The organism is Roseomonas rosulenta (genome assembly GCF_016106005.1).
In the GTDB taxonomy this organism is placed as follows: Bacteria; Pseudomonadota; Alphaproteobacteria; order Acetobacterales; family Acetobacteraceae; genus Neoroseomonas; species Neoroseomonas rosulenta.
The window spans coordinates 1-7,485 of record NZ_JACADR010000227.1 but is presented as its reverse complement, the minus strand read 5'-3'; the positions used below and the strand labels follow the sequence as shown (position 1 = coordinate 7,485).

General features: G+C 65.7%; 4 protein-coding genes and 2 pseudogenes. 1 reads left to right on the top strand and 5 read right to left on the bottom strand.

Annotation, left to right across the window (positions count from 1 at the left end; all coding sequences use genetic code 11):
- The coding region (locus tag HW578_RS20290) for an Ig-like domain-containing protein (RefSeq protein ID WP_369407942.1) at window positions 1-1,567 on the bottom strand (1,567 nt) is incomplete at its 3' end.
- Window positions 1,568-1,764: 197 nt separating this feature from the next.
- Here HW578_RS20290 and HW578_RS20285 point away from each other — a divergent pair.
- Window positions 1,765-2,876 (top strand): annotated as a pseudogene (locus HW578_RS20285) (IS3 family transposase).
- 29 nt (window positions 2,877-2,905) lie between these two features.
- Here the strand turns inward: HW578_RS20285 and HW578_RS27940 are convergent.
- The 4 genes and pseudogenes from HW578_RS27940 to HW578_RS20270 all read right to left on the bottom strand — a co-directional run.
- Window positions 2,906-3,103: pseudogene (locus HW578_RS27940) on the bottom strand (IS630 family transposase); the annotation flags it as partial.
- 33 nt (window positions 3,104-3,136) lie between these two features.
- Window positions 3,137-4,249, bottom strand: coding sequence for a rhamnan synthesis F family protein (locus HW578_RS20280; protein WP_198372532.1), 1,113 nt, complete (start codon window positions 4,247-4,249; stop codon window positions 3,137-3,139).
- A gap of 11 nt (window positions 4,250-4,260) precedes the next feature.
- Window positions 4,261-5,289: a rhamnan synthesis F family protein gene (locus HW578_RS20275; RefSeq protein WP_198372531.1), complete on the bottom strand. Its 1,029-nt coding sequence runs from the start codon at window positions 5,287-5,289 to the stop codon at window positions 4,261-4,263.
- Entirely contained in the window at window positions 5,286-6,902 is a 1,617-nt protein-coding gene (locus HW578_RS20270; RefSeq protein ID WP_198372530.1) for a class I SAM-dependent methyltransferase, read from the bottom strand. The genes HW578_RS20275 and HW578_RS20270 overlap by 4 nt, the downstream gene beginning before the upstream one ends.
- Between the last annotated feature and the right edge of the window lie 583 nt (window positions 6,903-7,485).

The window sequence follows — 7,485 nt, the reverse complement described above, 5'->3', positions numbered from 1 at the left end:
CGACGACCGCGCGGTACTGGTAGCTGCCGTCGGCCACGCCCACTTGGGCGGCGGCAGTGGTCGCCCAGTTGCTGCCGCCGTCGGTCGAGACCTCATAGCGCAGGGCCGTCGCGCCCGTCAGGCTGAGGTCGAAGGTGTTGTCGCTGGTGATGCCGTCGCCGAGGGCGCCGGTGTCAACCAGGCTGGCGAAGGCGAGCGTGCCGCCCGACGCCGGCGGCGTCGTGTCGACGGTGACGGTCAGGCCGGCCGAGAGGACGCTCTGGTTGCCGGCGAGGTCGGTCTGCCGCACGCTCAGCGTGCGCGCGCCGTCGGCCAGGACTGAACTGGTGATCGACCAGGAGCCGTCCGCCGCGGCGACGGCGCTGCCGAGCACCGTCGTGCCGTCGGTGTCGTAGAGCGTCACCGTTGCGCCGGGCTCGGCGCCGGCCCCGGTCACCGTCGGGGTAGTGTCCGCCGTGAGGTTGTCGGTGCTCGACGCGCCGGTGTCCGAGGCCGCGGTGAGATCCGGCACCGAGGGCGCCGCCGCGGTGGTGTCGATGGTGACGGTCAGGCCGGCCGAGAGGGCGCTCTGGTTGCCGGCGAGGTCGGTCTGCCGCACGCTCAGCGTGTGCGCGCCGTCGGCCAGGGCTGAACTGGTGATCGACCAGGAGCCGTCCGCCGCGGCGACGGCGCTGCCGAGCACCGTCGTGCCGTCGGTGTCGTAGAGCGTCACCGTTGCGCCGGGCTCGGCGCCGCCCCCGGTCACCGTCGGGGTGGTGTCCGCCGTCAGGTTGTCGGTGCTCGACGCGCCGGTGTCGGAGGCCGCCGTGAGATCCGGCACCGAGGGCGCCGCCGCGGTGGTGTCGAGGGTGTAGTGCTGGTTCGCAAGCGGGCCACTGCCCGCGGCGTTCCGGACCTCAAACACTATTGCTCGACCAGACCCCGAGAGCAGTGTCGTGGGCCAGCTGATCTGCGTGTTTGTCACATTCTGGGTGACATTGACCCAAGTCGCGCCATCATCGACGGACCCCCACACCGTCTCGCCGGTGGCAAGTGCTCGACTCAGAGAGGCTGTAATCGACTGCGATGAGGCGTTGGTAATAAAATCGCCATCGATTCCACTATCAACGGAGATATCGATCAGCGAAATGGTGGTCGTTGGAGGCTGCGATTGAACCAGCTGATCAAGATCAGCCATCGTGATGCTGCTATTAATCGTCAACGATTGGCCTACTGTAACGTCAAACCCGCCGCTTGTCACAATCAAAGTCGTAAAAGCCGGTAGCGGGCCAGAATTGCCAACCACCACAAAAACCCACAGATCCTCGGGCGAATTGCCCGCCCCAAGCGTATTTCGTCCGTTGGTTAACTGGCACTGAACGAGCCATGTTTGGCCAGCTGCCGCATACTCAAGCCAAACTAAGGCTCCGTCTACGCTATTCGCAAAATTTTGGCTCTGTATTCCGTCCGTCGGATCATCCGGATATACTTTAATATTGGTCGCACTAAGCAATGCATCAACGGTGAAGCTGCTGCCCCCGCTATTAGTTCCGAAATATACTTCATCCATCGTTGCGAAATAAGTCACATCGGTCTCCTAACAGACATGCGCGGAGCTAGGCCGCGTTGCGCAATCGCTATCACTCTCGCATTTTTAAGTTAGACATATATCGAAAATTGCGTCAATAAAAAAATGATCTTATTTTTAATACTATCCTAAAAATTTGCCCCTGCCCCCTTGGGTGCCCCCGCCCTGAGCTAGAGTCCGTCGAAGGGAGACGGGTGATGAAGCGATCGAGGTTCACGCAGGAGCAGATCATTGGGGTGCTGAAGGAGCACCAGGCGGGTGCGACGGCGCCGGATCTGTGCCACAAGCACGGGATCAGCGAGGCGACGTTCTACGCCTGGCGGTCGAAGTACGGGGGCATGGAGGTGTCCGACGCCCGCAAGCTGAAGGGCCTCGAGGAGGAGAACGCGCGGCTGAAGAAGCTGCTGGCGGAGTCCATGCTCGATGTCTCGACGCTGCGGGAGATGCTGGCAAAAAACTTCTGACGCCCGGCTCGCGGAGAAACGCTGTGACCTGGGCGATTGAAGAGAAGGACTAATCGCAGCGGCGCGCCTGCCAGCTCCTGGGCCTGGCACCGAAGACGTATCGCTACGTCTCGACGCGCAGCGACGATGGCGAGGTCCGCGTTCGGTTGCGGGCCTTGGCGAATGAACGTCGGCGGTTCGGCTACCGGCGCCTGCACATTCTGCTGGCGCGCGAGGGGCACCGGCTGAACCACAAGAAGCTGTTCCGCCTGTACCGGGCGGAACGCCTGGGCGTCCGTCCGCGGGGAGGTCGTAAGCGCGCGCTCGGCACGCGGGCGCCGATGGCACTGCCGCAGGGGATGAACCAGCGCTGGTCGCTGGACTTCGTCTCCGACGCGCTGGCCTGCGGTCGGCGGTTCCGCGTCCTCGCCGTGGTGGACGACTTCACCCGCGAGTGCCTGGCGCTGATGGCGGACACCTCGTTGTCGGGGCTGCGCGTTGGGCGTGAGCTTGACCGGATCGTAGCGTCGCGCGGCCGTCCGGCGCTGATCGTCAGCGACAACGGCACCGAGCTCACCTCACACGCGGTGCTGCGCTGGCAGCAGGAGCGTGGTGTCGCCCGGCACTACATTGCGCCGGGGAAGCCGCAGCAGAACGGGTTCGTCGAGAGCTTCAACGGCCGGTTCCGCGACGAATGCCTGAACGAGCACCTGTTCGGCAGCCTGCCCGCGGCGCGCCGCATCATCGAAGCATGGAGGAGCGACTACAACACGGCCCGCCCGCACACGAGCCTGAACGGGCTCACCCCCGCAGCCTTTGCAACCCGCCCCGCATCGGGGCAAATGGAGAACAGGCTCTGCTCATGAACGAGGGCACTTTGGAGGCAGGGTCAATGCGCCTCGACCTGCCCCGAGCGGCGATCCCCGCCAAGTGGCCCCGGCGCCACCGAGCCCACCGCGCGCTTCAAGGACGCCCAGCGGATCGCGCTTGAAATGCCAACGCCGAAGCGTGAAGCAGATGCCCGGCACGAGGATCCTGCCTCGATCGCCGCGACTACACGCTCCCGAAAGTCCACCGACAGCGCCTTCGACATGCCTGTCGGCCCCCTCCCGACAGACAGCTTGAATCAGATCCGCTCCGCGTCGCGGAAGGACTTTCGCGATTCAGTCAGGTCGGAGGCAGCTCTAGGTGAGCCAGTAGAATACACCGCCAGATGATCCCGGATCATCGTCGCATCCGCCGACGTAACCAGATCCGGCCAGTCCGCCACCCCGGGCAAGCCGCCGGGATTGCGCCGGACTAGTTCGGTCTTCAGGTACGGAAAGCCCATCTCCTGGATTAGCACGCGCCACAAATGGTGCGTTGGGTTCAGCGGATACCGCCAGGGCTTGCCGACAGCGAAGCGTGGCCCGAGCGACGCTCGCGTGGCCTCATCCGCCGCGGCGCATACCGCGTCATAGCCGAAGACGGCGGCACAACGGTGCCCCTCGCGCAGCATACGACGGGTCATGCCAATTTCGCCCTGCTGCACCGTGCGCCACTTGCTGTGGCTGTCGCGCAGGGCCGCCAGGTGGTTCAACATGCTCGCGACCGGCGTTGCACCGCGTGCCAGCAGCACGTAAGATTGCAGGTGCACGCCACCGCCACGACTTTCCGTCAAGCCGAATAGCCCTTCCCCGCCCGCACGCAAGGCGGCGACAATGGGTTGCAGCGGACGGAATGGACCGAGCACGCTGTCGTTGGCCAGCAGAAGCTCGTACGGCCGGGGCCAATGCTGCAACGCCAGCGCCGCACCATCGCGCCAGGCGCCGAAGTCGCGCCCGGTGTTGCGGCGCCGGACCCGCAGCACGGCGTGTTCGCTAACGGCGTCCCAATCCTCGGGCGGCGGATCAGCATTGCTGATGAACACCACATCGAAGCCGCAGTCGCGCCAGATCGCCAACTGGCGCCGCACCATTGCCGAAATGCGCCCGCTCGGCGACCAATGAAGGTAGAGGGCGATCGAGGTGCCGCGCGGCACACATCGTCCCTGCGTCACTTCGGTCACGCCGCCGCGCGGTGGCGCCAGACGATCGAGCAGGCTGGTACTGGCCAGTTCGAAGCTGACCTGCGCCGCGCGAAGTAGGTAACGCCACGGCGAATGCACCGCGAGGCCATGCAACGCTCGCGGTACCGCGGACCGTGCAGCGTCGATATCATGCAGCCGCTCGCCAATGCAGGTCGGCCCCGGACCGTTCATGGGGGGACGCATCATGGTGCGGCCCGGCGCATCACGCGCTTCAGGTCCTCGATTATCTCCCGATACAGCGTCGGCGCGCGGTCCTGCACGATCCGGTGCCAGGCGAAGAGGTCGGGCACCTGAGTCGGATCGTCACGCAGCAATTCACGCTTGAGGAAAGGGCAACCCGCTTCGGCCAGCAGCAACCACAGGTCGATCGTCGGGTTCGCGGCACGGCGCCGGTTCGCAGCCCGCAAAGCACGTTCGGCCGTAGCCCTGAACAGAGCCGACGTTGCGTTTGGCTCGGGATCGCCTCCGGCCTCTACAATCGCCTCGGCGCGGCGCATCAGTGATTGGTAGTCGAACACCGCGGCGCAACGGATGCCCGCCGCCAGCATCGTCCGGGTCAGCCCGATTTCGTAGTGCTTCACGACAGCCCATTTGGACTTCACATTCCGCACTTGGCGCCAGAAATCCAGAAAGCCCGGATGCGCCAAGGCGGCGGGGCCGAAGCCGATCAGGTAGCTCTGCAAATGATAGCGGCTCTGCCAACTGTCGGTCGCGGCCCAGACGTCGGCCGCGACGAAATCCATCTCGTCGAACAGGCCGGCGAGCGGCGATATCGGGGCATAGACGCTGTCATTGGCCAGCATCAGCATGGCGAGCCGCCCCGGCTGGATATCCAAGCTCAGGATGCCATCGCGATAGGCCGCGAAGTCATAGCCGCTATTGTCGCGCAGTAGGATGCGGGCGCAGCGGCCGGAAAGATGGTCGAGGCTTTCCTGCCCAATTGCGGAATTGCTGACGAAGACGATGCAGAATCCTTCGGCCGTCAGGGCATCGAGGTAGCGTCGTGCATGGGGGCGCAGCACGCCACCGCCATCGTAGTGGACGAAGACGCAAACCTTTCCGGTCAGTGGCGCGCGGCCTTCGATGCTGGTGTGCACGCATGATTTCGTATCGCCCGCCGCCATCCACAAGCCGATGTCGGCGGCCGCGCCCCGCCACAGCCCGATTCCCAGCGATCGCGCCAGCAGCGCTAGGCCACGAAGTCTGCTCATGTCATCGGCCGGGACGGGAAGCCAGGCAGCTGCGCGATCCGCAACTCAGCCTCCCGAATGAGGGCCGCTGCGGCGCCCTTCTCACCCGCCATGCGCAGGCCAAGCGCGGCGGCCTCGGTCGCGGGCCAATATAGGATCGTCGCGGCGGCCGTGTCGCCGGCGGCGAAGCCACGCAGCAGGGCAGCGCGCAATGCCCGCAACCACTCCAACGCGTCGCGCCTACGCCCGTCGGCCAACTGCAATTCCATCACCGCCCGGCAATATACAAGGCTTGCATCGGCGTGTTGGATCGGGCCGGTATCGCTGATGGTGCACCAGTCAGGCGGCATCAACGCGTCAATGCGGCGCGCTTCGTCCAGCGCGCCCCGGTTGACCAGTGTTACGAAGCAGGCCCGGCAGGCGACCTCGGCATGGCGCAGGCCGCCGGTTGCGATCATCGCCTCGATCCGACCGACGATGCCGTCTTCGCCGCGCGAGGCAGCGAGGACGATGAGTTCTCTGGTCGCGACGAAGGCCACTTCTTCGGCGTCGCCATCGTCGGAACCGACCGCCCGCAACGCGGCGCGCAGGCGGCCGGCGGCGGCGGCGGCGGCGGCGAGCAGGTGCTCCGCGGGCTCAGCGCGCTGGAGCGCCTCCAGCCCCCGGTGGAGCAGTACCCCGGCCAGGCACACGGGTTCCCGTGCGACCAGGGCTTCCAGCGTCAGGGTTCCGGGTGCTGCTTCGAAGCCTTCGATCCCGCGGCCGAAGCGGGCCGCGACCGCCGCGTCCAGCTCGTCCCACGCGGCTGCGGCGGCGGCCATGTCGCCTGCGGCGCTGCGCTCTCGATACAGCCGCGCGCGCAAGCCCAGCCCGAGGTCGGAGCTCGGCGGCACGGCGACTGACGCAGCCTCGAGCCAGGCGAGATAGGGCGCGCGATCGCCGTCGGAGCCAGGCGGTAGAGTGCCCGCGACGGCGATCAACTGTGCGCCTTCGCGGGCGACGCGCACCTTGGTGAAGCCGGCGCGCCGCAACAGCATCTCGAGGCTCGCCGCCGTCTGGATCACCATGTGCCAGCCCGGCGAGAGCAGCGGGATCAACAACCCTTCCCCGGTTTCAGGCGTGATCAACTCTGCCGCCGGGGTAGTCAGAACCAGAGTGCCATCAGCGCGCAGCGCACGATGCAGCGTTTTCAGCATGGCCAGCGGGTCGGCCACGTGTTCCAGCACCTCTGAGGCATGGACCACGTCAAAACTCTCGGTCAGCGGATCGTCCGGGAGCAGGTACCGGGGCGCAATCGGCAGAGCGAGGAGATCGCGCCCGGCGGCTGCGAAAGGTGATGGGTCGAGGCCCGTGACTTCCCATCCCAAGGTGCGCCGGGCGATATCGAGCCCCAAGCCGAAGCCACAGCCGATTTCGAGGTAGCGCGTACCTGCCGGACGCCCGAGGGCCGCCAGCCGCACCGCCATGCCTCCCATGTTGGCGCCCTGCTGGAGGTAGAACGCGAGAGCCGCGCCGCCTCCCGGCGGGTTGTCAGCATAATTGCCTACAGCAAGATTTTCGAAGAAGTGCGCGCAGCAGGCATCGCAGGCCAATAAGCGCAGCGACTGTCCGTCAGGTGTCGCTACTTCCAGCACAGGACGGGGCCGGATCTTGGTGCTGCAGCTTGGGCAGAATATCGACGGCGTCGCAGCAACGGCTGCCGTAAGCCAACGTAGCGAGGTGACCACTTCCGTTAGTACTCCCGAGGATTGGCGTATCGCGAAATCTGCCGGAATCTGATCGCGAAGTTCACGATCTCGCCCATCAAACAAGACTCTACCTGAGCATATCGCTGCGCCGCTCTCATGGCCATCCACCGCGAAATCGGCCAGCTCGCGACCAGCTCTCTAGCGTAGCCGCCGTCGGCGAACACCGCTTCGACGAAGCCCAGAGAACGCCCCTGCGAAACGCGCCTGATCGGGTTGACCTGACCCCCTAGCAATACTTTGACAGAAAGCATGCGGGTTTGGCGGCAAGGCTTCGGCTGCAGTGCGGACACCGGCGGCTGTGTGAGCTGAACAGGAGGTGACCAGCCCCCATCGAGTGATCCAGGCGGAATTTATGGGATGGCCCGCCCCTCTTTCCTGCCGCGTTAGGCTGGCAGGCCAGCAGAGGGATGGGAGTTGGAGCGATGCACATCACGGTTCTTGGGATCGACCTGGGCAAGAACAGCTGCAG